The organism is Actinokineospora lacus (assembly GCF_053813445.1).
In genome coordinates, this window is the sequence record NZ_JBQERA010000005.1 from 213,677 (window position 1) to 238,741 (window position 25,065).

Below are 25,065 nucleotides of genomic sequence, written 5' to 3' on the forward strand. Positions count from 1 at the left end.
GCGAAGTGGTCATCACATTTGCGCCGATGTGCGCGTCCGGCGGTGGGCGGTGTGCTTGAGTGTCGGACATGCCGTCGATGCCGCCGCCGTATCCGCAGCATCCCGGACCTCCTGAGGGCCCGGGATACGTTCGCGGTCCCGGGCAGCAGCCCTGGCCCGCGTATCCGGGCGGCCCCGGTCCTGGTCCTGGTCCTGGTCCCGGGATGTGGGCGGGGCCCCCGCCGCCGCGGCGCGGGCACGGGGTTGTGTGGCTGGTCGTGGGGCTCGTGGTCGTGCTGGTCGCGGGGGTGGTCACGTTCCTGCTGGTCGGCGACGACGACAGCGGTGCGCCCACTGAGCGTGGACCCGGCGGGCGAGGCGCGGGTGAGCGGTGCTCGGGCGACTACTGCGTCGGCGACTACCCCTATGTGAACGCGTGTGGTGTGCTCGACCCGTCGAGCATGCCCACGCGGATCGGTCCCGTCGGCGACGAAGGCGTGCGGGTGACGGAGATTCACACCGACCCTCTGCCGCGCGTGGACCCCTCGTCGCGCCCGTCGTGGACCTACGGCACCCACTCGACGTGCACCATCGCCGCCGACGACTACGAGGGCACGGCGGCCTTCCGCGATGTGACGCTGGAGATGCGGCAGTACGGGGCCGAGCCGCCCGCCGACAAGCTGCCCACCGACGGGGTGCGGCCGCTGGAGGGCGCCGAGGGCGCCGTCGTGGAGGACCAGGACGGCGCGGCCGCCGTCCACTGGCAGTCCCGCAACATCTCCTTCCGGCTCGCGCTGAGCTGGGGGAGGAAGAAGGCGGACATCCCGCACGCGGCCATGGCCAAGATCGTCAACTCGGTCACGGCGGGCCTGGCCGACGCGCCGGGCGAACCGGCCGGGCTCGGCGACCTCAGCCAAGGCGGCGACCGGGTCGTCACCGACGCCTGCACGGTCTTCACCGGCCCGGATTTCCAGGACGCGGTCGGCTACGTCGTCAACCCGGCGCGGGTCACCCGCAAGTACACCCTCCCGGCGAGGTCGTCGGTCACCAGCTCGTGCGCGCGGACCACCGCCACGAAGAACCAGGGCTTCCCGGCTCCGGACGGCGTTACCTACCTCGACGGCGCGATGTCCCCCAAGGTGACGGTCACCGCCCACCCCGACCCCGCGGCGGCCCGCTCGGCCCTCGCGAAGGACCGCGGCGACATCGACGGCGCGGCCGACATCCCCGGCATCGGCGAGAAAGCCGTCTTCGGCGTCGGCAACCCCTCCTACTTCAGCCTGCTGTTCACCGTCGGCCCCCACCTGGTCCGCGTCGACTGCGGCCTCACCAACGGCACCTCGGACTGGACCCCCAAGGACATGCGCGACCGCCTGGAACCCCTCGCCAAGGCAATCGCCGCCCGCTTCGGCTGACCTCATCGCGGGACCGCGGCCTCACACCTGAGGTTCGCCGCTCGGGCCGTCCTCAGGCTGGGTCGTCCTCATGCTGGGCGTTCTCAGGCTGGGGCGGCGCCTCAGGCTGAGTTGTAGGACCTCCGGCAGCGGGTGGCAACCGCAGGCCGGCGGGCACCGCCGTTCCACCTGGCCACAGCGCGTCGGCCGGGGGAGGCAGGCTTTCGTCCACGGTGGAGAGGTCGACGACGCCACCAGTGAACCTGGCTCCGTGGAAGGAAACACTGCCACCCGCGAACCGGGCGCGGTCGAAGGAGACGGTCCCACCCGCGAAGCTCGCCCCCGCGAAGGACAAGGGACCGGTGATCGTGGCGCCCGCGAAGGTGACGGTGCCCTCGCCGGTGAAGGCCGCCCCGCTGAAGTCGCCGCCGTCGAGGACCGCGCCGGTGAAGGTGAAGTCGTGCCCACGCCAGGTGCGCGGGTCGTCATCGGGGAGGTGCAGGTTGTCCCGGATGAGGCGGATGATCGTGAGCCGGACCTGTCGCTCCTGTCCGTGGTCGCGGCCTGCCTGAGGCGGGTCGGCGCTCACCCGCCGGTGATCCTCGGCGTCGGGATCGCCATGGGGCTGGCGCAGGTAGGCGCAGAGCACATCGATGCAGCCTTGGCGCGCGTCGGGCGCGTCGTTGGCCAACGCCGCGAAGGCGTAGACGCCCGCGATGCGCACCGAGGCGTTGGGGGCTCCCAGGAGTTCAGCGGCTTTGCAGTAGCGGTCGAGCAGGACCTTGGTGTCCTCACGGTGGGCATCCGCCCCACCACCGGGGGACGAGGCTGACCACCGCGGCGGCCAGGAACCCCGCCGCCAGCGCCTGCCGCACGCGTGGCCGCCGCTGGAAACCCCGTATCGCGCGGCTCACCTGCACCGGCTGTTCCCTCATGCCTCCATGGTGGCCCAACCACCGCACCTCGGTCGATGACTACCGGAAGGGTCGGTGGTGGACCTGCTGTGGTTTGCGGAGGGCGGCATTCGGGTCGTGCCAGGAGTACGGCGAGGACTTGGCACGACGATCCTGCCCCGGTACGGCGCCGAGGTCGTCTTCGCGGGCACTGGTTCCGCCGCGCTGGTCGCCGATCCCGGGTACCTGGCCGTCGCCAAGCTCCGCACCGAAGCGCTCTCCGAGGTGGGCTTGCAGGCACGACCCCTTGGTGATGCCCGCTTAGGCGACCGCCTCGGAGGGGTGGACGACCAGGTCCAGCGCCGCGACGACCTCGGACACCCGGGTGGGCAGGCTGGTCTGGTCGTCGGCGCTGACCACGACCCAGCCGAGTTTGCGGCCCGCCTCGGTGAACGGCTGTGCCACGTCGCCGGGGTCGATGAACAGCTCCACCGAGGTCACGTCGGGCATGGCGGCGACGTCGGTGAGGCCGTGGGCGGAGACGAACCGACCGGGCACCGGCAGGGGGGAGGTGAGCACGTGCAGCCGAGTCGGGCGCCACCGCCGGGGTGTCAGCCGGACCGGTTCGCCGATCGCCAGGTCGACCAGGGCGGCCACGCAGTCCACATCGGCCAGTGCCGAGACCAGGCGGGGGAAACCGTTGCCGGACATGCGCGCGCCCACTTCGAGCACGTACCGCGTGCCGTCCGGGCCGAGCACCACGTCGAAGTTCGCCGGGCCGTCGAGCAGGCCGAACGCGCGGCACAGCTCGCGCGCCTCCCGGGTCATCTCCGCCTCGGCGGCCGGGGCCAGCGGCGCCGGGGCGGTGTGCCCGCCGATCAGGAACCCGGGTCCCGGCAGGATGTGCTTCTCGGTGATCACGCTGAGCGCGACCTCGCCCGCGGACATGAACACGTTGACCGTGTAGTTCACGCCCTCGACGAACTCCTCGACGATGACCTGCCCGCGCGGCGACGACGCGGCCGCGAACCGCAGGGCGGCGTCCAGCTCGGCCGGTTCGCGCACGCCGTGCACGCCGCGCCCGCCGGAGGCGTCGGTCGGCTTGACGACCACCGGGAACCGGAACCCGCGCACGGTCGCGGCCAGCTCCGCCAGGTCACCGGACTGCGCCCAGCGGTAGGTGGGCACGCCCGCGGCCGCGGCGGTCCGGTGGAACGCCGACTTGTCCATCGATACCGCCGCCGCCTCGGCTGGGTAGAGCCAAGGCGTTCCGAAGTGGACGCAGAGGTGGTGCCACGACGCCAGGCAGGTGTCCGCCGCGGTGGACACCACCCCGGCGATCCGCCTGCCGCGCAACGCCTCAGCGATGCCCGTGTGGTCCGTTGTGGACATCGCCAGGAACTCGTCGGCCAGCGCGATGCCCGGCCGGTCCGTGCGCATGTCCACCGCGATGGTCCGCAGGCCGCGGCGGCGGGCCTCCTCGTAGAGCACGACCTGTTCTTCCCCGGCGCCGAGCACCAGCAGCTCCCCGGTGCTCACCGCGTCACCGCCCGCGCCTCGGCCTGCCTGCGCGGCGGTGGCGGGGCGGGCATGCCCCGGTCCAGCAGCTCGTCGTCGGGCAGGGGGATGTTCGCCTCTCGCACGTAATAGATCCGGCGGGGCCGCGCGTCCGCCATCCGCCGGTGCAGGTAGCGCCCGACGACGGCGACGCCGAGCATGGTCGTCGCCGACACCAGGAGCGCGGTGACCAGCAGCGCCGTGCCGCCCACGGCGCCGACGATCCCGAGGACCGACACCACCACCGCGGCGACGGCGGCCAGCGCGGCCAGCAGGTACACCGCGTTCAGCGGCCGCCAGGAGAACCCGAACCACAGCTCGAAGGCGTCCCCGGCCAGCCGCCCGAGCCGGAACTTCGACGTGCCCGCCACGCGTTCGCGGTGCGCCACCGCGACGGTGGCGCACCGGGCGCCGATCTGCGGCGCCTTCGCGACGAAGTGCGAGTTGCCGGTGGGCAGGTTCACGATGGTGCGGCCGACCTCGGTGCGCACCACCCGGAACGACGTCGCCCCGTGCGGCACGTCGACGTGGAGCAGCTTGCGCGCCACCCAGTGCGCGCCCGCCGCGCCCAGCCGCCGCAGCGCCGAGTCCTTGCGGTCCGCGCGGACCCCGAAGACGACGTCATAGCCGTCGCTCGCGGTGTCCAGCAGCCGCCACGTCTCGGCCGCCGGGAACTGCATGTCGGCGTCGAGCTGCACCGCCCACGGCCGGGCCGCGTGCCGGAACCCGGCGGTGACCGCGGCGGGCAGGCCGAAGTTGCGGGCGAAGGACACGTAGTGCACCCGCGGGTCGGCCCCGGCGATGCGCTTGATCCGCTCCAGCGTGTCGTCACTGCTGCCGTCGTCGACGAACAGCAGTTCCAGGTCATCGATCGCGCCGAGCGCGTCGCACACCTCGCGGTACGCGACGTCGACCTGGGCGCCCTCGTTGTAGCACGGGACGATCGCCGTCAGCCCGCTCACATCAGCCGCCGGGTCCAGGTGGCGGGCGTCAGGTCGTTGACGATCTCCAGTTCGAGGTTGTAGTCGAACTCCCTCGGCCCCTGCGCGGAGATCCACTCGACCATCTCGGCCAAGCCTTGGCGGAGCCCCACCTCGGTGCGGTAGCCGAGCAGGCGCCGGGCCTTGTCCGAGCTGCAGGTGGCGTGGTGCACCTCGAGCGGCCGGGCGGGCATGAAGATCGGGTCGCAGTCGATGCCGACGATCTCGCAGATCGTCCGCGCGAGTTCGAGCACGCTGACCGTGCCCTCGTCCGGGCCGACGTTCACCACCTCGCCGACGATCTCCGGGTCGATGGCCAGCTTGGTCAGGCAGGACACCACGTCGGTGATGAAGCTGAAGCACCGCAACTGGCTGCCGTCGCCGTAGATCACCGGCTGCAGGCCGCGCAGCGCCCGGTTGATCATGATGGCGGCGACGTTGCGGTACGGGTCGTCGAACCGCTGGCGCGGGCCGATGATGTTGTGCGGCACCGCGATGTTGTGCTCCATGCCGTGCACCTCGGCGATGGCCTTCACCTGCAGGTCCGCGGCGTACTTCGCGATCCCGTACGGGGTGAGCGGTTCCGGGCGCATGTCCTCGGTGAACGGGGGGACCAGCGCGCCGTAGCGCGACATCGACGAGCAGTGGACGAACCGCCGCACGCCGTTGCGCACCGACGCCGACAGCATCGCCACCGTCGCCCCGGTGGTGTGCTCGTTCACCAGGTACGGCGCGAACACGGACAGGCCCTCGTAGGGCGCGGCCGCGCAGTGGAAAACGATCTCCACGCCGTCGAGCATGTCCTCGTACTCGGCGACGCCGCGGCAGTCGGCGACCCGGAAGTCGACCCCGCTGGGAACGTTTTCCTTGAAGCCGTCGATCATGTTATCGATACCGCGGACCTCGTAGCCCTTGGCGAGCATCCAATCCGCCACGTGGCTGCCGAGGAACCCGGCAACCCCCGTGATTAAAACAGTATTTTTCATCGGTGCGTCGCCCTTCCCACGCCGCGAAGTGCCCGGACTGTAACAACAGCATCGAGGTCGGGAAAGAGTGCTCAACCACCGATTGTGCCGCTATTGAGAAACTACTCCTCCATACGGAGCAAGGTGCACTGGTCGTGGATGAGCAGCCAGCGGTTGTCGTGCCGGACGAACACCAGTCCCATGACGAATCGGGACGGCTCGGCGTCCGGAGTGTCGACATAGGTCACCTCGACCACCCGACCGGCCGAGTCGCCAGTGGTCACGCTGCGTACGTGAGTGATGTGATAAGTCCAGTCCCGCTCCGCGAACCAGGCGCTGTGAAAGGCCACGACCTCGTCCGCGCCGGTCATTACCCGCCCACTGGGGATCACGACCGTGACGTCCGGGTGCAGCGTCGCCGAGTACGCCGCCAGGTCGCGTTCGATCACCGCGGCCAGGTGCGCGTCGATGGCCGCCTGGGGGTTGGATTCCGGGCCCACTCGCTTCCTTCCACTGAGACGGGGTCGTGCCGCCCGGTTGGGTCCGCAAACAATAACCGCAGATCTCCGGAAGCCAACGGCCGATTGGAGCAGTTGTTCCCGGAGCTGCCTCTTCAAAACTGTGAAACACCGCCAAACGGACGCGGTCGCTGGTCCGCTCCGCCGAACCCCCTTCCCATCCGGCCGCCGATGGCTACGATGCCCGGACGGGTGGGCACACAGGTTCTCTGGAGCGTTCATGGCTGTTGATCAATCGGCATTCCGGTCACACCGGGTTTTCCTCGTCCTGACGGTCGCGGCGTTCGCCGCCGCCGCGGCGGTGTGGTTCGGGTTCCCGCACGAGAAGGAGCTCCCCAGCCTGTGGGTGCTCCTGGTCAAGCTGATCCCGTTCGTGCTCGCCGTCGAGGCGATCGCCGCGATGGACCTGGCCGAGGTGGTGCGCAGGCGCATCGCCCTGGCCGCGATCCCGGTCTGCTTCCTGGTGTTCTTCACCTACTTCGTGCCCAAGATCTTCTTCGGCGAGGGTGTGTACTACCTGATCCTCACCCTGACGCCGTTCCTGATCCTCTCCTTCGTCCTGGCCTACCGCCTCGGCGGCGGCACCGGGGGGACGGTCCGGCGGCTCGGCTATGCCTGCCTCCTCCTGCAGCTGTCCGGTCTGGAGGACCTGGCCTTCCTGACCATCAACCCGCACACCGATCCGAAGTGGACGCCGATCCCCGAGGTGTGGTCCTGGGCGGATCACATGACCGTCCGCGTGGGACACGAGCTGACCAAGAACGAGGCGTTCGTCTTCATCGGCGTGCACGTCGTCCTCGCGGTCCTGGTGCTGACGCTGCCGGACCGGTTCTGGCGCAGGCTGCTCCCGCGCCGCGCGCCGCGGGCGGAGCGCCGCCCGGAGCCCGAGACCGTCGGGGCGAGCGGCTGAGCCCGGCGTGGCGCTCCGCGAGGGCAGGCACGCGCCGCTGACACCGCGCGGACAGTGGGCGGGTCCGGCGAAGGACGTTGAGACGGCGCTGCGGTCGCGGCCGTGACCGGGCGCCCGCGCCTGAGCGGCGTCCTGCGGGTCGTCGCGGGCCGCGGAGCCGCGCGGGCCTGCATCTCACTGTCCGCCGTCGTGCTGCTCCCGGCGTGGGGCGCTGAGCGGTTCGGCCAGTTCGTGGCCGCCACCGGGACCTTCGTGTTCCTGCTGTTCCTGGTGACGGGCGCGGAGAAGACCATCCTCACCGCGGTCCCGAGGACCCGCGAACTGGCCCACCAGGTGACGCGCGTGGTGTTGGCGCGCGCGGCCACCCCGGTCGCGGTCTGCCTCGTGGTCGCCGCCGCCCTGGCCCCGCTCGGGGGTCTGCCCGCGCTGTACGGGCTGGGGTCGGTCTACCTGGCGGGCCAGGGCCTGCTCTCGGCGCTGGCCTCGACGCACCGCCTCCTCGGGCACCCGACCCGCGACAGCCTGGGGTTCATCGCCCTGGCCTGCCACGTCCTCGGCGCGACCGCCCTGGCGTTCTTCGGGCACCTCGAACCGTATGGGTACCTGCTCGTGCTGGTGGGCGGGGTGCTCGCGGTGTGCGCGGTGCTCGCGGCCATGGTCCCGGCCGTCCGAACGCGACCGTCGCGCCCGCGCGGCGGGCTCGGGCCGCTGCTGACCCGCCGCGCCGTGCTGGCCTCGCTCACCGACGTGGCCGACGCCGCGTCCATCTCGGTGATCTACGTGCTGCTCGCCCTGCTGGCCTCCCCGGCGGACGTGGCCATGGTCTACCTGGCGACGCTGGTGTCCGCCGCGCTCGGGGGGCTGGCCCTGCTCCTGCTGCGGATCGCGCAGCCGGCCACGTCCCTGCGGATGCGCGGCGCGGGCGGCCGGGCCGGGCGGGCCCAGGCCAGGAAGATCAGCGGGGTGGCCATGGCGGTGACCGCCGTGGCCCTCGGGGTGGTCCTGGCCGTCGCGGCCCACGCCTGGGCGGGCGGGGGGACCGCCGCGGTGCGGGAGTTCGGGGCCGAACCGCTGGCCCTGGCCGGGGTGACGCTCGTGGAGATGACCGTGTTCTGCGCGGTGGTCTACGCGGTCTACCTGCTGGAGAACACCACCGGGGCCGCGCTGCGGACGACCGGCTCGTCCGCGGCCGTGGGGCTGGCCGCGACCGCGGCGACGTCGGTGCTCCTGGTGCCGGTGCTCGGCGCGGTCGGCGCGATGACGGCGCTGGTGGTCGGGTTGGCGGCCAAGGCCGCGTGGCTGCGCGTGCGCCTGCGCGGCCCGGCGGCCGAGGTGCCGGTGCCGGTCTGAGGCTCAGCGCAGCAGGGCCGCGTACTGCTCGGTGGCGGTGGCGCCCACGGACGACTTCAGCCTGCCCTTCCCCTTGCCCAGCACCAGGGTCGGTCGGCGGTGGTGGGTGACCCACTCGATCAGGCGGGTGATGTGCAGGAAGTAGAGGTCCCGCACGCCGCCGTCGTCGACCGGGACCATCGCCCAGGTGCGCCAGACCGGGGTGCTCGGGTGGTCCAGCAGGATGCCCACGCCGAGGAGCGTGCCGGTGCCGGGGTCGGTGTACCGGAACGTCACGGTGTCCGGCTGCCCTGTCAGCACCTCGATGTAGCCGGTGAGCTGCGGAACCGGGTTGTGCATCGGGCCCTTGTACTTGGCGTTGTTGCGGCGCAGCAGCTCGGTGATCTCCGCGGGGCTCGCGGGCTCGCCCGAGGAGACCGTCACCGTCAGCCGGTCGGTGAGCTTGCGCCCGATCACGCGCAGGTTGCTGCGGCGCTTCTTGTCCAGCAGGCGCAGCCAGCCATCCACATCGGACACCCCTGAGGTGTCGATGTTCCAGATCGGCTCGGTCGGGCGGGACAGCACGACCCGCCCGCCCAGTTCGGCCAGCTCGGCGGGGACCGCCTGGCGGAGCACCGTGGCCAGGCAGCCGGGACCGAGTTCGGCGCGCATGGCGCGCTGGTACCCGATCAGTGCCTTGGCCCCGCCCGCCATCCACCAGCCGGGCACGGCGCTGCTGCCCGGACCGCGCACGTGCAGGGCGCCGACCCGCGGCCGGGCGCCCACCGGGAGGAAGCCCGTCCAGCGGCCGGGCAGCCCAAGCCAGCCCGCGTTCACCACCCCGGCCGGGCCGTCGCCGTCGTGCAGGACGGTCACCAGGTGCGGGCACCGGTCGCTCCAGGACTGCGCCCGCAGCACCGGCCACGCCCAGTCCGCGCGCAGGCCCGCCCGCCGCCGCAGCTCCGCCCAGTAGGGCGGCTCCGGGTCGGTGCGCGGGTCAAGCACCTCCGCGGCGGTCACGGCAGCACCCCGGCCAGCGGGCCCGGCACCAGCAGGCTGACGATGTCGCGGGGGGTGAAGCCGAGCGTGGCCTTGAGCTCGGTCATGCCGCGGCCCGCGGAGATCTCGGCCCGTCCGGCGTCGATCATGTGTCGCACCCCTCGGCGGTAGCAGTCGAAGTACAGGTCCCGGCGGCCGCCCTCGGCGTCGCGCAGCGCGGCCCAGTGCTGCAGCACCGGGCTCCTCGGGTGGTCGACCACGGTGTTCACCGCGATCAGCCGCCCGTCGTCGCGTCGCCGGTAGGTCAGGCAGCGCACGTCGGGCCTGCGCAGGAACCGGTCGAGGTAGGCGCCGGAGACCGGGGTCCGCAGTTCCAGGAATTGCGGCGGGAAGCCTGCCCGGTGCCGGTTGATCAGCGCGGCCACCTCGTGCCCGTCGACGTCGTCGCGGCCGGGCGACTCCCGGACGTCCAGCCCGGGGTCGGCCCTGGTCGTTTCCTCGACGCGCCGCATCGCCTTCCTGCGGCTGCGGTTGAGGCAGGCGAGCCAGCCGTCCATCGTGGACCACCGGTTGTCCAGGACCATGGTGGGCATGATCGAGCGGGCCACCCGCCCCGGCCCGCTCAGCGTCGGCAGGTCCGCGGGATCGACCGCACGGTAGACCAGCCCGGCGAGCACCCCAGGCCCCCGGGCCAGGGCGCGCTCCAGCCCGCGCACCGCCTCCCGGCGGCCCGCGGCCGTGAGGTCCGGGTGGAAGGCGTAGCCCGGGTAGCCGGACAGCCAGGGGAGCACGACCTGCGCCAGGACCGGGCGCAGGCGAACCGACCGGGCGCCGGGGATGGCCGCGAACCCCCTCGTGGGCGGGCGCCAGAGCTGGACGGAGGCGGCGGCGGCGATCCGCGCGCCGTCCCGGGCCACGGCGAGCACCACCGGCGCCCTGGCAGACCACGCCTCCACGCGCATCAGGTCGAAGTCCCACACCGGGTGCAGGGCGGCGGCCGCGCGGAACTCCGCCCACCCCACGGGTTCCTCGTCCGTCCTCGGGTCGTGCACCCGCCCGGCCATGGTCATCGGAGGCCGACCGCCGGGCGGGGCACGGCGACCGTGTGCAGCTCACGGGTACGGAACCCCAGCGACGCCTTCACGTCCAGCAGCCCGCGGCCGGAGGTCAGCTCGTCGCGCCCGGCCGAGACCAGGTGCCGGACGCAGCGCAGGTAGCAGTCGAAGTACAGGTTGTGCCTGCCGCCCTCGGCCGGGGATCGGGCGGCCCAGTGTTGCAGCACGGTGCTCGACGGGTGGTCCAGCAGCGTGTTCGCGGCGAGCAGGGTGCCGTCGGCGTCGCGGTAGGTGAGCAGGCGCACGTCCGGCCTGCGCAGGAACTCGGCGAGGAACACCCCGGCCACCGCGCTCCTCGGGTCCATGGGCGGGGTGCCCAGGCGGGCGCGGTGCCGGTTGATCAGCGTGGCCAGCTCGTGCGGGTCGGTGTCGGTGCGCCCCCAGCCCTCCCGCACGCGCAGGGTGGGGTCCCGGTCGATCTTGCGGGCGTACCGGCGGATGCTCGTCCGCCGCTCCTTGCTCAGCGTCGCCAGCCAGCCGTCCTCGGTCGGCCACTCGTTCGGCAGGACCGTGGTCGGGTCGTTGCGCCACGTGCGGCGCAGCCGACCGGCCACAGCGGACAGCAGGTCGCCGGAGACCGGCCGGTAGGCGATCCCCAGCAGACCCGGGCCGACGTGGCGCAGCACGGCCCGTTCGAACTCCAGCACCGCCGCCCGGCGGCCCTCGCCGGTGAGGTCCGGGTCGAACACGACGGCGGGGTAGCCCGACAGCCAGGGCAGGTACACCTCCGCCCACCCGGGGCGCGGCCGCGCCGTCCTCGGGGCGGGCGCGTACCGGCGCGTCCACCGCGGGTGGCAGACCAGCACGGTGGCCGCGGCGGCGATGCGCTCGCCGTCGCGGACGACGCCGAGCATCGCCGGGTTGCGCGACATCCACGCCTCCAGGCGCATCAGCCCGTAGTCCCAGACCGCGTGCAGCCCGCACCGGGCCGCGAACTCCGCCCAGCCCTCGGGCTCGTCATCCGTCCGCGGGTCGTGGACCCGGGCGGTGAGCGTCATGGTTCGACCACCGGCGTGCCGTGCCTCGGGCACGAACCCGGGCGCCCGCTCCCGGCGAGGACGTCCACCAGGCGCGGGGACCGCTGCCGCAGCAGGGTGTACGCCGGGCCCGCCGGGGTCGCGCGCAGGTACACCCTGGAGTGGTCCAGGTGCCAGCGCCCGCACCCGCCGAGGGCGCCGAGCACGCCGAGCAGCGGGTGCGCGATCACCGCGTGTGGCCCGACCGGGGCCGCCAGGTCCTCGGGGCCGCGGACCGGCACGCGGGTCAGGCGGTGCGCCAGCGCCTCCGGCACCGCGGCGGTGAGCTGGTCCAGGTCCTTGTCCACGCCGACGGCGACGACCCGTTCCCCGCGCCGCGCGTGGTTCGCCACTTCCTCCAGGACACCGGCGTACGGGCCGGTCAGCCCGGACGGGTCCAGGACGCAGGACCGCACGCCCGCGGGGAGGTCCAGTGGCGGGCGCGGCGTCGCCTGGTCGACCACGGCGACCAGCGTGCCGGGTGTGACCCGCAGGTGTTCGGCGAGCACGGGACCGAGGCCGCGCAGCGGATCGATCTCGAATGGACCGCCCGCGAGCGGGACCAGGTCGCCGAGGCGGCCGGTGAGCGCGGACGGGCGGACCGCGCCACCGTCCACACCGGTCTGGCCGGGGACCAGCACCGGGTCGGTGCGACCGCTGAGCGCCCACAGCTCGCGGTAGAACGGAACCGTGGCGAACGACGACCGCACCACCCGCAGGTAGCCGCGCCGCCACCGCATCGCCCGCACCTGGTTCCACACGCGGCGGAGTGTGCCACCCGTTTCCGCGACGGTCACGGTTCCCGCGGGCGAAAGGGCCGGTCGGCGTAGCGGGACTAGGCCCGCCGGGGGAGTGGACGTCCCGGGCGGACAGGTGGTCCCGACCGGATCGTGGCCGGTGAGCAGGCGTGCGTCCGGTGATGGGGGAGCGCGACGGCGAGCAGGCGCGCGACTGGCGGAAGGCGACGGTGAGGCGTGGCGTCGGGTGATGGGGGAGCGTGACGGCGAGGCGTGGCTAGCGCAGGGCGACGGTGAGCAGGACGGCGGAGTCGGTCAGGGCGGTCAGCGCGTGCCGCTGGGGTGGGACGGCGGCGAGCTGACCGCTGCCCAGCAGCCACTCGTTGTCCTTGGTGTGCAGCCGGACCCGTCCGGTGACGACGTACAGGGTGGCGGCCGAGGGCGCGTCGTGCTCGGCCAGCTCCGCTCCCTCGGCCAGCGCGATGAGGGTGGCCCGCTGGGAGGTGCCGGTCACCAGGGTCCGCGCGGTCCGGCGGGACGGGTGCTCACCGGCCAGGTGCAGCAGTTCGGTGGCCAGGACGTCGACCTGCGTGATCTCGGGGTGGCTGGTCATCGCGCTCCCATCCGTATCGGGTGGGCCGCTGCCCGACCGCGTTGGTTCCGGTGTCGTGGCTATCGTGGTGCCGGCTCGTCGTCACCGCACTTCGGGCCGCGCCACCCCGCCAGGTGAACCTGCTCCGGATGCCGGTGGTTCCGCGCCCTTCTGACCGGGCGCCACCGGTCGTCGGAGTCAGGATTCGCAGGTCACGGTAGGGTTTGGCGATCAGAGGTCGAGGAGCAGCATGGATCGCAGGGAACCGTTCAGTGAGTGCTCGGCCATCGCGGGCAGGTCGTGATGGGGATGCGCTTCCGGGAACTCGACTGGCGCCAGACGCCGCTGGGTGAGCTCGTCCTGCGCCGCCGGTTCGACCCGGTCACCGGCCGGGAGGTCGACGAGATCAAGCTCAACGACGAGTTCCTGATGTCGAGCCAGTTCACCGCCTCCGAGGTGGCGCTGGCCCGCCTCGCGATGGCGCGGCTCCCGGCGGACGACCTCGACGTGGTGGTGGGCGGTCTCGGTCTCGGGTTCACCGCGCTCACGGTGCTGGAGCAGCCCCGCGTGCGCTCGCTGACGGTCGTCGACGCGCTCGGCGAGGTCATCGAGTGGCACCGGCGCGGTCTCATCGCGGCCGGGGAGGTGCTGACGGCCGACCCGCGCTGCGAGTTGGTCCACGGGAACTTCTTCGAGATGGCGTGCTCCGCGGACGGGCTGGACCCGGCCCGGCCCGGCAGGCGCTTCGACGCGGTCGTCGTCGACATCGACCATTCCCCGCGGCACCTGCTGAACCCCGCGAACGCCGAGTTCTACACCCCCGCGGGTCTCGGGAAGGTGCGGGACCGCCTGCGTCCGGGCGGGGTGTTCGCGCTGTGGTCGAACGACCCGCCCGACGAGCCGTTCCTGGCGACGCTCCGCGAGTGCTTCACCGAGGCCGCCGCCGAGGTCGTCCGCTTCGACAACCCCCTGCAGGGGCGGGACGCGACCAGCACGATCTACCTGGCGACCGCGCCGACCGACTGACGGTTTTGCCCTGAGCCGCCTACGCGTCCGGCGGCGCGAGCCGGTGCAGCGCTTCGTAGGAACGCTGGATGAACCGGCTGCGCGGCGTCGGGCCCGCGTTGGTCAGGGCGACCAGCGCGGTGCCGGTCTGCGGGCTGAAGCCCGCGAAGGAGGTGAACCCGCGCGTGCCGCCGCTGTGGAAGAGCAAGTCGTGGTCCGGCCTGCTCCTCAGGTTCCAGATGAGCGGGCCGCCCGGACGATCCACGACATCGGTGAGGGCCGTGGGGAGCGCGGTGCTGTGTGGGGCGAGGAGCGCTTTGAGGTAGGCCAGCATGTCCGGCGCGGTGGAGCGCAGCGCGCCCGCGCCCGGGAGGCCGGGGATGCGCCAAGGCGGCCGTGGTGTGCCGTGGAAGTGGCCGGTCGCCTGCGGTGCGCTTGCGCAACCGGTGTCGGGGAGGGCCAGCGGGCGCAGGACGCGCTCGGCCAGCAGTTCTTCGTACGGGCGGTCGGCGGCCCGGGCCAGCAGCAGGCCGAGCAGGCCGACGCCGAAGTTCGAGTAGCGGACCCGCGCGCCCGGCGTCGAGCGGACCTTGGTGCGCCGCAGCGCTTTCAGCACGTCGTCCGGGCCGAAAGCCTGGTAGGGGTTGGAGAAGAAGGCAGGCAGCGCGGTGCGCACCAGGCCGGGCGGCAGCCGGGGCAGGCCGGAGCGGTGCGTGACCAGGTGCGCCAGCGTGATCGGTCGACGGGGCGCGGTTCCCGCCGGGAGGTAGCGGTCGATCGGGTCGTCGTGGCCGACCTCGCCGCGTGCGACCATCTCGGCCAACAGCAGGGCGGTGAACGTCTTGGTGAGGGAGCCGAGCTCGAACCGGGTGTCCGGCCGGACCGGGTCGCCGCCACCCGCGGTGCCGCTGACCAGCACCGCCTGCTGCCCACCTCGACACGCCGCGACCGCGACGCCGGGACCCTCGGCCGACAGCAGGGGCGCGAGCGCCTCCGTGACGTGCCGATGGGTCGCCGCCGCGGTCACGTGCCCAGCAGCCGGGACAGCGCGAGCGTGCCCGCGACGGCCGCGACGATGGTCGTGTGCTGGTGGATGCTGAACCGCTGGTGGGGGTCATCCGGCACGGGGGCGCCGTCGCGCGGCATCAGCCCGTCGGCGTGCTGCAAGCGGGCCAGCGCTTCCCACTCCGCCACGTCGAGCCTCGGCTCGGGCAGGCACACCCCGACGATCAGCAGTTCGCCCACCAGGTCCCACTGCTCGACCTCGCTCCAGATGTCGATCCACACCGGCAGCCAGGTGCCGAGGTAGTCGGCGATGTCCGGCGCCAGCCCGTCCGGGCGCGAGCCCCAGTCGGTGATGTGGAAGACGGTGTGCGTCAGGCTGTAGCCGGTCATCCAGTCGATGGCCCACGGCGGCGGGGTGCCGCCCAGCCACGTCGTCCTGGTGATGGCTTCCCAGTCCTCCGGACCGCCGATCCCGGTGATCCGGCGGGCGTTGGCGACCGCCAGCCTGCGGTTCGGCACCACCTCCGTCAGCGCGCCCATCGCCGCGGTGTGCCTCAGCAACTCCTCCAAGGCGGCGTGCTCGCAACCATTGCGCTGGAAGGTGACGTAGGTTTCCAGCGGATCGGTCAGCAGGGGGTAGCGCAGCTGGCGTTCGTAGAGGAAGTCGCCTTCGCGGAGCTGCTGCCAGCAGAAGCTGAGCAGCTCCCGCGCGGCCCGCAGCTCCGCGGGCCCCGCCACGCCCTCGCGCAGCACCAGGGTCGCGGCCAGCGCGGCCTCGCCGATGGGCTTGTAGATGCCGTCCGGGTCGCCGAGGTCGGCGGTGGTGTCGGCGGGCAGGGCGCACAGGTCGCGGGTGGCGTGCAGGTAGGACAGCGCCTGGCTGGACAGGTGGTGGGCCGTGTGGGCCAGCGTCGCGCTCACGCGGGCGCCTGCCCGAGCAGGTGGCGCGCGACCGCGAGGTCCAGCAGCAACCGCGGCGCGGTGCCGCCGTGCAGCCGGATGTGCTCGACCAGCAGGACCGGGTCCAGCGGCAGCCGGACGGGGTCCGTCACGCTCGACAGCGCGACCCACCGCGCCAGCCGCGTGGCCGTGACGTGGTCGCGGCGCAGCACCGCCCGCACCACGCCCCGGCACAGCGCCCGCTTCTCGCGGCAGATGGCCTCGACCACCGGTCCGTTGATCCCCGGCAGCGCCAGTGGCGAGAGCTGCGCGGCGCTCAGCGACCACCGCTGCCAGCGCGCCGGGTCGCCGAGGATCGCCGTGAGGGTCTCCGGTGGCGGCGGCGCGACGGCCGGGTCGTGCGGGTCCTGCCCGGTCAGCCGGGCCACCAACAGCACCGTGGCCCAGTCCCGCCACGCCGCGATCCGCTGCTCGTGCGTGTCGAGGTCGGTCGTCGGCGGGAAGCAGGCGAACGACTCGGTCACGATGCCGAGGTCGCGCGGATCGGTCGGGTGGTTGAGCAGCAGGTGCGGGGCGAAGACGTCCGCGCCCAGCAGCCGCACCGCCCCCAGACCGGATGTCACGTCGGGATAGGAGTCGAGGTAGCCGGGCAGATCCAGCTCGTCCGCGTTCGCAACGGCGTCGAGAACGCGGCCGGCCAGGACGGCGCAGGCGTCCCGGAGAGACGCCTGCGCCACCTGGCCGTCCGCAACCACAGCTGTCACCGCCCCTTCGGCTCCTTGGGGAGCTGGGGTGACAGCAGAAGCAGGCCCGCGAGCAGAAGCAGGCCGGCCGCCTGCGGCGAGTACAGCGGCGCGTCGCTGACGGGGACCTCAGGCTCGGCCAGCAGCGAGCCAAGCGCCGCTCGCTCCCTGGGAGTGGCGACCGGACAGATCGTGGTCTTCATGTACATCTGTGCCTCCTGAATCACTATCACCGTGAGGTGAAGGGGATCGGACTGTTCGAGTGGAACACAGAAAAGCGGACCAGAGACCGCCTGGCGGCACATCACCCGGCTAATCCACTCGTGTGAGTGATAAAAGGATGATCGGAAATGCTGCTATGACACACGGTTACCGCTGTCCGGCAATCAGAGCGCCGCTCTTGGCGGTGCAGATGTGGGAGATCTTGGCTCGCGGTGGGATATTCCGGAATGTCTGAAACCGGAGGCGGGGCGATGGCGGGGGCGGCATATAAGCCCAGCGCCATAATTGATCAGCTCGTCGACAGGATCAAGAAGTGGTGCAAAACGGACTGCAACGGATTTAAACCTCTTTCGACGCTCGCGGGACTTGCCCGGAAATGGGAGGCGGAACTCGGGGAGGGGATGGCCGAATTCGTCGCCCCGGAGGGTGGGTTCAAGAACTTCAACGACTTCTTCGCCCCCGCGCTCAGGATGCCGCGGGGCCAGCGCATCGGCCGGCTCGATGAGACGCCGTCGGCCTACTTCTCCACCTCGTGGCGCGCGCCGTCGAGGGGGCGGGAGTTCTGAGGGCAGGCTCGGCGAGAAGCCGGCAGTGCCCAGTCGGCGAGCAAGTCGGCGAGCAGGTCGGCGACCAGTGCGGGATGGCTCCAGTGTGGACAGTGCCCGACGGGGAGCTCGACCAGCTCGGGCCCGTGGGCGAGGAAAGCAGGCGAGACGGCCGCCACCAAGCGGTCCTCGGTGCCGCGGAGGTACGTGGCGGGGAGGTCGCGCCACGCGGCGCCGGTGAGGGGACTGTCGCACCCGGCCGTGTTCGTCGGCCCGAGGCGGGCGAGGGCCTCCTCGGTTCGCGCGGAACCGCAGTCGTTGAAGAGCACCCGCCGGGCGTACTCGCGGTGGAGCCGGGCAAGGCCGTCCCCGCCGACGTCCAGGCCGGTGTCCGGGCGCTCACCGGTCTCGGACGCGACCGCCGCGGTCATGAGGCTGACGAGGCTTTCACCGGCGTCGGGAACGACGGCGTTGAGGTACACGAGGTGGCGCACCGCCCGGTGCGGCCCGGCGGCGGCCTCGGTGATCACGCCACCGCCGTAGGAATGGCCGCACAGGAGCACCGGCGGCTCCAGCCGGTCGAGCGCGCCGCGGACCGCCCGCACGTCGGCGCTGAAGTCGGCGTGCGCGGCGCGTGGTCCCATCGTCGGCAAGTCGAGCGCCACGGCCGCGACGCGCCGGTCCCGGAGGAGGCCGACGACATCGGCCCACATCCAGGCCCCGGTGAAGCCACCGGGAACCAGGACGACCGTCGGTGCGCTCATCCGCTGTGCCAAGGGTTCCCCGTGGCCGCGGACTCCCGCGCCGCTGGACCGGGCCGCACGCGGAGGTGGCGCAGGCCGCGAAGGCCCATGCCCGGCCGCCACGCGGGCTCGTCCCCCGGCGCGGCCAGGCGCAGGCCCGGCCAGCGGTGGACGAGCGCGGTGAGCGCGACCCGGGCCTCGGTCCGGGCCAGGGCGGCGCCGAGGCAGGTGTGGATGCCGCCGCCGAAGCCGAGGTGGCCGCGCGAGCGCCGGTGGATGTCGAAGCGGTGGGGGTCGGTGACGTGCTCGGGGTCGCGGTTGGCCGCGCCGGGGAAGACCAGCACGGTGTCGCCCGCGTCGACGCGACTGCCCGCGAGGTCGACGGGCTCGGTGGCGAAGCGCATCATCGCGGTCTCGATGGGACACCAGTACCGCAGCGTCTCCTCCACCGCCGGACCGGCCAGCTCGGGATCGCGCCGCAATGCCTCCCACTGGTCCCGGTGGCCCGCGAGGGCCAGGGTGGCGCAGCCGATCACGCCCGCGGTGGTCTCGAAACCCGCCGCGGTGAGCAGGCCGATCATGGCCCGCAGCTCGGTGCCGGTGAGCCGGTCCTCGGGCGACTCGGGGTTCAGCAGCCTGCTGACGAGGTCGTCGCCGGGCGTGCGGCGCTTGAGGTCGACAAGACCGCCGGCGAAGCCCTCCAGCTCGGCGCGCACATCCCCCTGGGGGGCGTCGAGCGGGGTGGACCGGGTGGCCGCGCGCTCGGCGAAGTCCCGCAGGCGCGCGTGCCAGGACTCGGGGTAGCCGAGCAGGTCGCCGATCACCGCGAGCGGCAGCGGGTAGGCGTAGGCGTTGACCAGGTCGACGGTCCCGTCACCCGCCTGGGCGGCCAGGGTGGCCTCGGTCAGGAGCCGGTCGGCGTGCCAGGCCACGGTCGGGCGGAGCCGGGCGACGAGCCGGGGGGTGAACGCCGTGGTGACCACCCGCCGCAGCCGCGTGTGCTCGGGCGGGTCGGCGAACAGCATGGTGGCCTGGTCGCCCGTGTGCTGGGTTTCCGGCCTGCGCGCGATCTCCTCGGGCGAGAGCGCCGAGCGGGGGTCGTTGGCGAGTCGGCGCTCGCGCAGGGCCGCCTCGGCCGCGGCGTAGCCGGTGACCATCCAGAAGCCATCGCCCTCCGCCTGGTGCGGCAGGCGGACGAAGCTGACCGGGCTCCGAGACCGCAGCTCGTCGTAGATAACGTGGGCGTTCGCGTGGAAGTCCTCGGCCAGCAGGTCCACCGTCGTGGCCGCGGGCCTGGCCGCCCGCCCAACGGCCGTCCGCTCAACGGCCGTCACCGTGCCGGGACCGCTTCGATGACGGAGTACGGCACCAGTGGCGGAAGCTGGTGCACTGCCACGACTTCGAACCCGCCGCGGGCGCACAGGGCCGTGAACTCGCCGAGGCCGCGCTCCCGGCCGCCGGTGTTGACCAGCATGTTGACGTCGTTGAGGTACGGGGTCGGGTTCGCCGGGTCGATCGTGTCGGGCAGGACAGTCTCGACGATGAGCAGCCTGCCGTCGTCCGGCACCACCTCGCGGCAGCGCCGGAGCAGGGTGGCGCAGCGCTGGTCGTCCCAGTCGTGGAGGACGCTCTTGAGCAGGTAGCCGTCCGCCCCTGCGGGCACCGAGGCGAAGAAGTCGCCCGCCAGGCTCAGGCAGCGCTCGGCGACCCCGGCCCGGCCCAGCGTCGCCGCAGCCTGGGCGAGGCCGTCGGCGGTGTCGAAGAGCACGCCGCGCAGCCGGGGGTGGGCGCGCAGGATCTCGGCGAGCACGGTGCCGTCACCGCCGCCGACGTCGGCGAGGGTGTGGAACCGGGAGAAGTCGTAGCAGTCGGGCAGCGCCTGGGCGATGGGGAGGGTGATCTGCCGCATCATCGCGTTGAACCGCTCGGACAGGTGCGGGTGGGCGGCGAGGTGGTCGAAGAAGGCGGTGCCGTACAGCTGCTCGAACGCGGGGCGGCCGGTGCGGACCGCGGTCTCGGGCTGGGCCCACGCCTTGAGCATGGACGGGTCGGTGAGCAGCAGGACCGCGGTGTTCAGCGAGTCCGGCCGGTCGGTGCGCAGCAGCGCGCCCGCCCCGGTGAGCCGGAAGCGGCCCGGCCGGGTCTCGGCGACCAGCTCCAGGGCGGCCATGGCGCGCAGGAGCCTGGCCATGGCGTCGGGGTGGGCCTCGATCGACTCGGCCAGCTCGGCGCCGGTGAGCTCGGCGTCGCCGAGCCGGTCGGCCAGGCCCAGGCGCGCGGCGATGCCGACGACCTGCGCGCCGATGGTGCCGTACATCAAGTTCATCAGCCGCGGGTGGTCGGCCGCCGCCTGCGTGGGTGTCGTGTCCTCTGCTGTGGACATGGCTGTCTCCTGATCACCGTGGTGGGAAGGGGCTGCCCGCGGTCCGGTCATGGGGCGGCCACGTGCAGGCGGTGGAGCTGGTAGCGCCTGGCCGGGGGAGTGCGGTCGACCAGGGCGATGGTGAGGCGCAGGCGAAGGGGCAGCTCGCGGCGGACCTCGGGCAGCGCGCCGGTGAGGGTGCAGGTCTCGCGCACGGCCAGCCCCATCGCGGCGAACTCGGCCCGCGGGTCGTCGACCGCCCAGTCGGGACGCGCGCGCATGTGCCTGAGCGTCTGGTGGGAGTCCATTGTGGCCAGTGCGGCCGACGTGACGGTGTCCATGATCAGCTCCGCGCCGGGGAAGTGCCGCCGGATGTGGCCGACGGCGTGGGCGGTGCCCGCGCGGGACGCGTACATCAGCACGGCCTCGGACACGAACAGGTACGGCCCCGGACGGCTCCGCACGGCGGGCACCCACTCCTCGGTGGTGGCCGAGGCGGCCAGCACCGTGCGGCGCTCGGTGTCGGCGAAGAACCGCCTCCGGAGGTCGGTGACCTCCGGAAGGTCGTACTCGACCCACTGGGCCCGGCCGTTGTCGAGGCGCTCGTACCGGGTGTTGAGCCCCGCGCCGATCTCCACGACGGTGCCCGCCGGGTGGGCGGCGAGGAACCGGCGCACCCACGCGTCGACGATCATGCCGCGCAGCACCGACCCGGTCATGCTGCGCCCGCGGCCGAGCCGGGCGAAGTCGTAGTCGATGCGCTCGACCATCCTGACCGACTGGGGGTCCGAGAGCAGCGGGCGCTTCTTGCCGGTCTCCAGCGCCCGCGCGTACAGCGGGATGAGCAGCGTCTCCTGGGTGGGCGCCAACGTGACGGTGTGCTTGTCGGACATGCGGTGCTCCCCCGGCTGGGCTGCCTGCGGTTACTGGACGGTCCTCGTCAGGCGCCAGCCTTCGGCGCGCTCGCGCCGGGTCCACAGCCGCGCGTAGGCGCCGTCGGCGGCCAGGAGGTCATCGTGCGCGCCCCGCTCGAGGATGGTTCCGGAGTCGAGCACCAGGATCTGGTCGGCGGCGCTGATGGTCTCCAGCCGGTGGGCGACGACCAGCACCGTGCGGTCGGCGCCCAGGGCGGTGAGCGCGTCCCGAACCGCCTCGTCGTTCTCCGGGTCGAGCGCGGCGGTGGCCTCGTCGAGCAGGACCACCGGCGCGTCCTTGAGCAGCGCGCGGGCGATCGACACGCGCTGGCGCTCGCCGCCCGAGAGTGCGGCGCCGCCCTCGCCGACCGGCGTGTCCCACCCCTGGGGAAGCCGCCGCACGATGTCGTCGACCCGGGCCAGCCGGGCCGCGCGCATGACCTCCCCGTCGTCGGCGCCCTGGCGCCCGACGCGGATGTTCTCCCAGAGCGTGTCGTCGAACAGGTACACCTGCTGGAACACCATCGAGATGTGGCCGAGGGCGCCGCTGGTGCCGAGGTCGCGGACGTCGCGGCCGCCGAGGCGCACCGCGCCCGCGTCCGGGTCGGCGAACCGGGCGACCAGCTGGGTGATCGTGGTCTTGCCCGCGCCCGACGGCCCCACGATCGCCGTCATGGTGCCCGCGGGCACGGTGAAGGAGACGTCCTTGAGCACGGGCGTGCCGTCGTAGCCGAAGGTGACGCGGTCGAACTCGATGGACGCGCCCGCGGCTGAGGCTGGCAGGGCTGGCTTGGTTTGGGCTGGCTCGGGCAGGGGCGGCTCGGGCAGGGGCGGCGTGCCCAGCAGCGCCAGGACCCGGCGCAGCGCCTCGGTGGCCAGCCGCAGGACCGCGCTCAGCTCGGCGGCCTGCACGAGTGGGTCGACCGAGCGGGCCGCGAGGACGAGCAGCACGATCAGCTCGACCACCCGCAGCCCGCCGCCGAGCGCGAGGTAGGTGCCCCACGTCAGCACGGCGGTCAGCACCAGTTGCAGCACCAGCAGGAACACCGCGGCGCCCGCGCTGCCGCCGACGAGGGACCGGCGCCGGGCCGCGTGCTGCTCGCGCAGCGTGCGTTCGGTGGCGGCGTGCCCGTCGGCGGTGCGGCCCGCGGCGCGCAGCACGGCCTGGTGCCGGGCGTACTCCACGACGCGGTCGCAGGCGGCGGCCGTGGCCGCGTGCTCGGCGGCCTCGTGGCGGCCCACCAGGTACGCCAGCGCCCGCGCGCCCCCGGCGACGACGGGGACGCAGACCAGCAGCGCCACCCCCATCCGCCAGTCGAGCACGAGCATCGCCGCGACCAGGGTCAGCGGGGTCACCACCGCGGTCACCAGCGGTCGGACCAGCCGCGCCGGGATCATCGCCACGTCGATCGACCCCCGGCCCGCCATGCGCCCCAGCGCCCCGGTCCGCTCGGGACCGAACCAGGCCAGCGGGAGGGCCGCCACGTGGTCGCCGACGCGGCGGTGCACGGATCGCAGCAGGTCGACCCCCAGGTCGACCCCGACGCCCGCGGTCCACAGGTTGAGCACCGAGTACGCGGCGCAGGCCGCGCCCAGCGCACCCACCCACCCCCAGGCCCGCGCGGTGTCCCCGGCGAACAGCGCGTCCAGCAGCGGCACCAGCACCACGAACGCCAGGCCCCCCGCGACCGCGCTGAGCACCGACCCGGCGATCAGCGCGCGGAACCGGGCCCGGGCCGGTCCCTCGGCGAACTGGTCGAGCAGCCGGATCATCGGCCCGCCTCGGACCCGGCGGCGGCGTGGACGGTGAGCGGCCCGCCGCGGGCCCGCTGGGCGCACCGCCACATCCGCGCGTAGTGGCCCTCGGCAGCCACCAACTCCTCGTGCGTGCCTGTTTCCACGACCCGCCCTTCGTCGAGCACCACGATCCGGTCGACCCGCGTCAGGGTGTGCAGCCGGTGCGCCACGATCAGGACGGTGCGGTCGGCGACGAGCTCGCTCAGCGCGTCCTGGATCGCGGCCTCGGCGTCGGGGTCGGCGAAGGCGGTGGCCTCGTCGAGCACCAGCACCGGGGCGTCGGCGAGCAGGGCGCGCGCGATGCACACCCGCTGCGCCTCACCGCCGGAGAGCACCGCGTCCTCGCCGATCACGGAGTCGTAGCCGCGCGGCAGCGCGCAGATGCGCTCGTGGACCTGCGCCGCCGAGGCCGCGCCCCGGATCGCGGCGAGGTCGGCGTCGGGCCGGGCCAGCGCGATGTTGTCGCGGACGCTGGCGCGCAGCAGCTCGACCTCCTGGAACACGAACCCGACGTGCTCGTACAACTCCGCGGGGCGGATGTCGCGGACGTCGGCGCCGCCGATCCGCACCGCGCCGGAGGTGACGTCGGCGAACCGCGGCACCAGACGGGCCAGCGTGGACTTGCCCGCTCCCGAAAGGCCCACCAGCGCGGTGATCGTGCCGGGGACGAGGTCGAGGCTGACACCCTCCAGCGCCTTCCCGCGCCCGTCGTAGCTGAAGTCGGCCTCCCGCACCCGCACCCCGGCCCCCTCGGGCAGGCGCGCCCGGTGCGCTGGCACCACCGGCAGCGGCTCGGTGTCGAGCACCTCGGCCACCCGCGCCGCCGCCTGCCGGGCCTCGCCGAGCTTGCCCATGCCGAAGGTCAGCGCGAGCACCGGCGGGCCGATCCCCAAACCCAGCAGCAGGAAGGGAAGCACGTCGACCGGCGCCATCGTGCCCGCCCCGACCAGGGCCACGCCGCCGGTGAGCACGACCAGCAGGGTGGTGACCGGCGCGGTGGCGAACTCCACGACCAGGCTCGCCCTGCCGCTCGCCCGCACCCAGTCCCCGAAGAAGGCCGCGAACTCCTGCGCCGCGGTCCGGAACCGGCCCCGGACCTGGCCGGTGACCCCGAAAGCCTTGACGACCGCGATGCCGTGCACGAACTCCACCGCCCGCGCCGACAGCTCCGACAGCGACTGCTCGTAGCGCCCGTACCGCGCCATCGCGCCGCGCATCGCGCGACGGGCCACGACCACCGCCACCACCAGCGGCGCGAGCGTCACCAGCGTCAGCCGCCAGTCGACGGTGAGCAGGTAGCCCACCGCCACGACCGGGACGACGACGGCCGCGGTGATCTCCAGCGCCGCGTGCGCGACCAGCACGTGCAGGCACTCCACGTCATCGACCACCAGCTTCCTGACCCGGCCGGAGTTGCGGCGGCCGAACCAGGCCAGCGGCACCCGCCCCAGGTGGCGCACCAGGTCCAGCCGCAGGCCCAGCGCCATGCGCAGGTCGGCGTCGTGGGTCACCACCGCCGCGGCCAGCAGGAGGACCAGCCGCACCAGCAGGGCGCCGCACGCCACCATCACCACCGCCCACGCCCGTTCGGTGTCGACCGCGGCCCCGTCGGCGGCGGGCAGCAGGACCCGGGCGAGTTCGGCGATCGCGAGCAGGGGGACCAGGCCCGCCACCGAGCTGATGACGTGCAGCGCCACGGCGACGGCGAGGTGGGCGCGGACCCGGGCCAGCACCCGGCCCAGGACGGCGGGGCGGCGCGGCAGGGCGGGGGGATCGGCGGGTTCGGGGATCGGTGCTTCCGATGTGGACAGCGCGGTGGACACCTGATCAATAACGGTCCCTCGG

At 73.4% G+C, this 25,065-nt stretch carries 26 protein-coding genes; 5 read left to right on the forward strand and 21 right to left on the reverse strand.

Annotated elements, in window-relative coordinates:
- Window positions 1-257: 257 nt before the first annotated feature.
- The gene (locus ACTG9Q_RS14335) at window positions 258-1,394 is read left to right on the forward strand and encodes a hypothetical protein (protein WP_455573246.1); all 1,137 of its coding nucleotides are present in this window, start codon (window positions 258-260) and stop codon (window positions 1,392-1,394) included.
- Between the two features lie 52 nt (window positions 1,395-1,446).
- On the opposite strand, the gene ACTG9Q_RS14340 is transcribed toward ACTG9Q_RS14335, so the two are convergent.
- From ACTG9Q_RS14340 to ACTG9Q_RS14365, 6 genes are all read right to left on the reverse strand, one after another.
- Entirely contained in the window at window positions 1,447-2,097 is a 651-nt protein-coding gene (locus ACTG9Q_RS14340; RefSeq protein WP_455573247.1) for a pentapeptide repeat-containing protein, read from the reverse strand.
- A gap of 67 nt (window positions 2,098-2,164) precedes the next feature.
- Window positions 2,165-2,308: a hypothetical protein gene (locus ACTG9Q_RS14345; protein WP_455573248.1), complete on the reverse strand. Its 144-nt coding sequence runs from the start codon at window positions 2,306-2,308 to the stop codon at window positions 2,165-2,167.
- Window positions 2,309-2,587: 279 nt separating this feature from the next.
- Window positions 2,588-3,805, reverse strand: a complete 1,218-nt coding sequence (locus ACTG9Q_RS14350) for an ATP-grasp domain-containing protein (RefSeq protein WP_455573249.1) — start codon at window positions 3,803-3,805, stop codon at window positions 2,588-2,590.
- Complete coding sequence (locus ACTG9Q_RS14355) at window positions 3,802-4,785, reverse strand: glycosyltransferase family 2 protein (protein WP_455573250.1); 984 nt, start codon at window positions 4,783-4,785, stop codon at window positions 3,802-3,804. The genes ACTG9Q_RS14350 and ACTG9Q_RS14355 overlap by 4 nt, the downstream gene beginning before the upstream one ends.
- Window positions 4,782-5,789: an NAD-dependent epimerase/dehydratase family protein gene (locus ACTG9Q_RS14360; RefSeq protein WP_455573251.1), complete on the reverse strand. Its 1,008-nt coding sequence runs from the start codon at window positions 5,787-5,789 to the stop codon at window positions 4,782-4,784. The genes ACTG9Q_RS14355 and ACTG9Q_RS14360 overlap by 4 nt, the downstream gene beginning before the upstream one ends.
- A 101-nt stretch (window positions 5,790-5,890) precedes the next feature.
- Complete coding sequence (locus tag ACTG9Q_RS14365) at window positions 5,891-6,268, reverse strand: YybH family protein (protein WP_455573252.1); 378 nt, start codon at window positions 6,266-6,268, stop codon at window positions 5,891-5,893.
- A gap of 238 nt (window positions 6,269-6,506) precedes the next feature.
- Between ACTG9Q_RS14365 and ACTG9Q_RS14370 the strand changes: the two genes are divergently transcribed.
- Both ACTG9Q_RS14370 and ACTG9Q_RS14375 read left to right on the forward strand, forming a co-directional pair.
- A complete protein-coding gene (locus tag ACTG9Q_RS14370) occupies window positions 6,507-7,196 on the forward strand; it encodes a hypothetical protein (protein ID WP_455573253.1) in 690 nt (229 codons plus the stop codon).
- 102 nt (window positions 7,197-7,298) lie between these two features.
- Window positions 7,299-8,546, forward strand: coding sequence for a hypothetical protein (locus ACTG9Q_RS14375; protein WP_455573254.1), 1,248 nt, complete (start codon window positions 7,299-7,301; stop codon window positions 8,544-8,546).
- A 3-nt stretch (window positions 8,547-8,549) separates the two neighbouring features.
- Here the strand turns inward: ACTG9Q_RS14375 and ACTG9Q_RS14380 are convergent, their stop codons facing one another.
- The 5 genes from ACTG9Q_RS14380 to ACTG9Q_RS14400 form a co-directional block, all read right to left on the reverse strand.
- Window positions 8,550-9,545, reverse strand: coding sequence for a GNAT family N-acetyltransferase (locus tag ACTG9Q_RS14380; RefSeq protein WP_455573255.1), 996 nt, complete (start codon window positions 9,543-9,545; stop codon window positions 8,550-8,552).
- Window positions 9,542-10,594 carry a GNAT family N-acetyltransferase gene (locus ACTG9Q_RS14385; protein ID WP_455573256.1) on the reverse strand — a complete coding sequence of 351 codons (1,053 nt, stop codon included), beginning with the start codon at window positions 10,592-10,594 and terminating at the stop codon, window positions 9,542-9,544. The genes ACTG9Q_RS14380 and ACTG9Q_RS14385 overlap by 4 nt, the downstream gene beginning before the upstream one ends.
- Window positions 10,591-11,637 carry a GNAT family N-acetyltransferase gene (locus ACTG9Q_RS14390; RefSeq protein WP_455573257.1) on the reverse strand — a complete coding sequence of 349 codons (1,047 nt, stop codon included), beginning with the start codon at window positions 11,635-11,637 and terminating at the stop codon, window positions 10,591-10,593. The genes ACTG9Q_RS14385 and ACTG9Q_RS14390 overlap by 4 nt, the downstream gene beginning before the upstream one ends.
- Window positions 11,634-12,416 carry a hypothetical protein gene (locus ACTG9Q_RS14395; RefSeq protein WP_455573258.1) on the reverse strand — a complete coding sequence of 261 codons (783 nt, stop codon included), beginning with the start codon at window positions 12,414-12,416 and terminating at the stop codon, window positions 11,634-11,636. Before ACTG9Q_RS14395 ends, ACTG9Q_RS14390 begins: the two co-directional genes overlap by 4 nt.
- Before the next feature lie 253 nt (window positions 12,417-12,669).
- Window positions 12,670-13,005 (reverse strand): cupin domain-containing protein, encoded by a 336-nt coding sequence (locus tag ACTG9Q_RS14400; protein ID WP_455573259.1) that lies wholly within the window; start codon window positions 13,003-13,005, stop codon window positions 12,670-12,672.
- 255 nt (window positions 13,006-13,260) lie between these two features.
- Here ACTG9Q_RS14400 and ACTG9Q_RS14405 point away from each other — a divergent pair, with 255 nt between their 5' ends.
- Window positions 13,261-14,010 (forward strand): spermidine synthase, encoded by a 750-nt coding sequence (locus tag ACTG9Q_RS14405; protein ID WP_455573260.1) that lies wholly within the window; start codon window positions 13,261-13,263, stop codon window positions 14,008-14,010.
- Between the two features lie 19 nt (window positions 14,011-14,029).
- On the opposite strand, the gene ACTG9Q_RS14410 is transcribed toward ACTG9Q_RS14405, so the two are convergent.
- Genes ACTG9Q_RS14410 through ACTG9Q_RS14425 form a run of 4 tightly spaced genes read right to left on the reverse strand, consistent with a single transcriptional unit; the run spans window position 14,030 to window position 16,846 of the window.
- The gene (locus ACTG9Q_RS14410; RefSeq protein WP_455573261.1) at window positions 14,030-15,016 is read right to left on the reverse strand and encodes a serine hydrolase domain-containing protein; all 987 of its coding nucleotides are present in this window, start codon (window positions 15,014-15,016) and stop codon (window positions 14,030-14,032) included.
- Window positions 15,013-15,915 carry a DUF6895 family protein gene (locus ACTG9Q_RS14415; protein ID WP_455573262.1) on the reverse strand — a complete coding sequence of 301 codons (903 nt, stop codon included), beginning with the start codon at window positions 15,913-15,915 and terminating at the stop codon, window positions 15,013-15,015. The genes ACTG9Q_RS14410 and ACTG9Q_RS14415 overlap by 4 nt, the downstream gene beginning before the upstream one ends.
- Window positions 15,912-16,658, reverse strand: coding sequence for a hypothetical protein (locus tag ACTG9Q_RS14420; RefSeq protein WP_455573263.1), 747 nt, complete (start codon window positions 16,656-16,658; stop codon window positions 15,912-15,914). The genes ACTG9Q_RS14415 and ACTG9Q_RS14420 overlap by 4 nt, the downstream gene beginning before the upstream one ends.
- Window positions 16,655-16,846 (reverse strand): hypothetical protein, encoded by a 192-nt coding sequence (locus ACTG9Q_RS14425; protein ID WP_455573264.1) that lies wholly within the window; start codon window positions 16,844-16,846, stop codon window positions 16,655-16,657. Before ACTG9Q_RS14425 ends, ACTG9Q_RS14420 begins: the two co-directional genes overlap by 4 nt.
- 240 nt (window positions 16,847-17,086) lie before the next feature.
- Between ACTG9Q_RS14425 and ACTG9Q_RS14430 the strand changes: the two genes are divergently transcribed.
- Entirely contained in the window at window positions 17,087-17,425 is a 339-nt protein-coding gene (locus tag ACTG9Q_RS14430; protein ID WP_455573265.1) for a hypothetical protein, read from the forward strand.
- On the opposite strand, the gene ACTG9Q_RS14435 is transcribed toward ACTG9Q_RS14430, so the two are convergent.
- Genes ACTG9Q_RS14435 through ACTG9Q_RS14460 form a run of 6 tightly spaced genes read right to left on the reverse strand, consistent with a single transcriptional unit; the run spans window position 17,377 to window position 25,043 of the window.
- The gene (locus ACTG9Q_RS14435) at window positions 17,377-18,168 is read right to left on the reverse strand and encodes an alpha/beta fold hydrolase (protein WP_455573266.1); all 792 of its coding nucleotides are present in this window, start codon (window positions 18,166-18,168) and stop codon (window positions 17,377-17,379) included. The genes ACTG9Q_RS14430 and ACTG9Q_RS14435 overlap by 49 nt on opposite strands.
- Complete coding sequence (locus tag ACTG9Q_RS14440) at window positions 18,165-19,481, reverse strand: cytochrome P450 (RefSeq protein ID WP_455573267.1); 1,317 nt, start codon at window positions 19,479-19,481, stop codon at window positions 18,165-18,167. The genes ACTG9Q_RS14435 and ACTG9Q_RS14440 overlap by 4 nt, the downstream gene beginning before the upstream one ends.
- Window positions 19,478-20,530 carry a methyltransferase gene (locus tag ACTG9Q_RS14445; RefSeq protein ID WP_455573268.1) on the reverse strand — a complete coding sequence of 351 codons (1,053 nt, stop codon included), beginning with the start codon at window positions 20,528-20,530 and terminating at the stop codon, window positions 19,478-19,480. Before ACTG9Q_RS14445 ends, ACTG9Q_RS14440 begins: the two co-directional genes overlap by 4 nt.
- Before the next feature lie 47 nt (window positions 20,531-20,577).
- On the reverse strand, window positions 20,578-21,402 hold the full coding sequence (locus ACTG9Q_RS14450; RefSeq protein ID WP_455573269.1) for a class I SAM-dependent methyltransferase: 825 nt from the start codon (window positions 21,400-21,402) through the stop codon (window positions 20,578-20,580).
- 30 nt (window positions 21,403-21,432) lie between these two features.
- Window positions 21,433-23,196: an ABC transporter ATP-binding protein gene (locus ACTG9Q_RS14455; RefSeq protein ID WP_455573270.1), complete on the reverse strand. Its 1,764-nt coding sequence runs from the start codon at window positions 23,194-23,196 to the stop codon at window positions 21,433-21,435.
- Window positions 23,193-25,043: an ABC transporter ATP-binding protein gene (locus tag ACTG9Q_RS14460; protein ID WP_455573271.1), complete on the reverse strand. Its 1,851-nt coding sequence runs from the start codon at window positions 25,041-25,043 to the stop codon at window positions 23,193-23,195. Before ACTG9Q_RS14460 ends, ACTG9Q_RS14455 begins: the two co-directional genes overlap by 4 nt.
- Window positions 25,044-25,065: the final 22 nt, after the last annotated feature.

Bases quoted from the DNA above. Each gene is read 5' to 3' on its own strand.
- ACTG9Q_RS14450 (WP_455573269.1), bottom strand. From the start codon at position 21,402: ATGTCCGACAAGCACACCGTCACGTTGGCGCCCACCCAGGAGACGCTG.
- ACTG9Q_RS14370 (WP_455573253.1), top strand. From the start codon at position 6,507: ATGGCTGTTGATCAATCGGCATTCCGGTCACACCGGGTTTTCCTCGTC.
- ACTG9Q_RS14445 (WP_455573268.1), bottom strand. From the start codon at position 20,530: ATGTCCACAGCAGAGGACACGACACCCACGCAGGCGGCGGCCGACCAC.
- ACTG9Q_RS14385 (WP_455573256.1), bottom strand. From the start codon at position 10,594: ATGACCATGGCCGGGCGGGTGCACGACCCGAGGACGGACGAGGAACCC.
- ACTG9Q_RS14425 (WP_455573264.1), bottom strand. From the start codon at position 16,846: ATGTACATGAAGACCACGATCTGTCCGGTCGCCACTCCCAGGGAGCGA.
- ACTG9Q_RS14345 (WP_455573248.1), bottom strand. From the start codon at position 2,308: ATGAGGGAACAGCCGGTGCAGGTGAGCCGCGCGATACGGGGTTTCCAG.
- ACTG9Q_RS14455 (WP_455573270.1), bottom strand. From the start codon at position 23,196: ATGATCCGGCTGCTCGACCAGTTCGCCGAGGGACCGGCCCGGGCCCGG.
- ACTG9Q_RS14360 (WP_455573251.1), bottom strand. From the start codon at position 5,789: ATGAAAAATACTGTTTTAATCACGGGGGTTGCCGGGTTCCTCGGCAGC.
- ACTG9Q_RS14430 (WP_455573265.1), top strand. From the start codon at position 17,087: ATGTCTGAAACCGGAGGCGGGGCGATGGCGGGGGCGGCATATAAGCCC.
- ACTG9Q_RS14435 (WP_455573266.1), bottom strand. From the start codon at position 18,168: ATGAGCGCACCGACGGTCGTCCTGGTTCCCGGTGGCTTCACCGGGGCC.
- ACTG9Q_RS14400 (WP_455573259.1), bottom strand. From the start codon at position 13,005: ATGACCAGCCACCCCGAGATCACGCAGGTCGACGTCCTGGCCACCGAA.
- ACTG9Q_RS14390 (WP_455573257.1), bottom strand. From the start codon at position 11,637: ATGACGCTCACCGCCCGGGTCCACGACCCGCGGACGGATGACGAGCCC.